Annotated in this window: 1 protein-coding gene; it reads right to left on the bottom strand. The window is 31.7% G+C overall.

Translation table 11 applies throughout. The features are described from left to right. Positions 1 to 42: 42 nt before the first annotated feature. Positions 43 to 1,179 (bottom strand): IS30 family transposase, encoded by a 1,137-nt coding sequence (locus LJD32_RS14865; protein ID WP_052010840.1) that lies wholly within the window; start codon positions 1,177 to 1,179, stop codon positions 43 to 45. Positions 1,180 to 1,342 lie beyond the last annotated feature (163 nt).

Here is a 1,342-nt window from a genome sequence, read left to right as displayed (position 1 = left end):
CCCGAATTGCAAGCAGAAACTGGAAATAAGAGAAAATAGGAACTAATTTTTATAGAAAATCGTATTTTCAGTTACATTAAGTTTAGCTAATTCATCTAGAAATAATTTTTCAGCAGGAAGATATCCAAGTATCTTCCTTTTCTTTTGATTGATTTTGTTATTTATATCAATACTTGTCTTTTTATCTATTGTGTTGATGTCAGTACCTTTCTGTATAAAATATCTGATAAGTCCATTACAGTTTTCATTTGAGGCCCTGTCACAAGAATGATAGGGTCTGCCAAAATAAATCTTGGTTCTCTTTTCTTTTGTATTAGGTTTTACTTCCATATCCTTCCATCTAGAAAATTCACTACCGTTATCAAAAGTGATGGATTTGAAAATATCTTTAAAGCTATCACCGTAAAACTTGTGAAGCTTGTTGATTTGCATATATACTTTTTTAGAAGATTTGGAAGAAATAGGGATCATATAGTAAAATCGAGTTTTTCTTTCCAACAAAGTAAGATAAGCACCATTTTGACCATCTCTAGGACCAGTAACCAAATCGCCCTCCCAATGACCAAACGCTTCTCTGGAATCGACAGATTCAGGCCTTTCAGTAATAGAAACCCCTTTTTGTCTTTTAGGAATATACGTCTTCCAGTTCTTCTTTGTTTTTCTTCTGACCATGCGAGGAAGATCGATAGGTTTAATAGAGGTTTTACCCTGATGAACATAGTTATAAAAGGTTTTAGTGGAAACAGTTTCCATATCATTAATTTTATCCCTTTGATGAATAATCAAATAATTGATGGTTTCATCAATAGAAGAAAGCTTGTTGGATTTGATTTCGTTTTCAACAAGAGAAATAAAATCAGTAGCTTTATCAAATTTAGAATTGTTAGGAATCTTATGATTCTTGGATCTTTTTTGAAAAGCAGCCAAGGCAGATAGTTCAAAATGCTTATTGAGATGAGTATCTCTAATAGAGACCGTAGCATCTTTGATAATTGAATAGATATTAGAAACCGAAGTACCAACATCCAAAGCAAGATTTTTAATAAATTGAGTTTTACCGATGTTGCGCTTACCAGAATAAGAAGCATTAAACATAATCAAGGAATTGATGATATACTCATAATGAGAAAAATCGAGATGTTTATTTTTTGTTTTTTGTGATATATTAATAGTGTTCATAGAAATCTCCTTATAAAGTGTGGTAACAATATAATACGATTTCTATGGACAATTTTCATATAGAAAATAAACATGAGGGGCATGTCACAGGCGCGAATTGATAACAAGGGGCATGCCCCTTGTTATCAATTCCTTAATTCCAGTTTCATTTTACAATACAGGA

It is taken from the genome of Faecalibacillus sp. TM498 (assembly GCF_020589955.1).
Lineage (GTDB): Bacteria > Bacillota_I > Bacilli_A > Erysipelotrichales > Coprobacillaceae > Faecalibacillus > Faecalibacillus intestinalis.
Note: the sequence above shows the minus strand (reverse complement) of the source record. Positions and strands in the feature narration are given on the sequence as shown.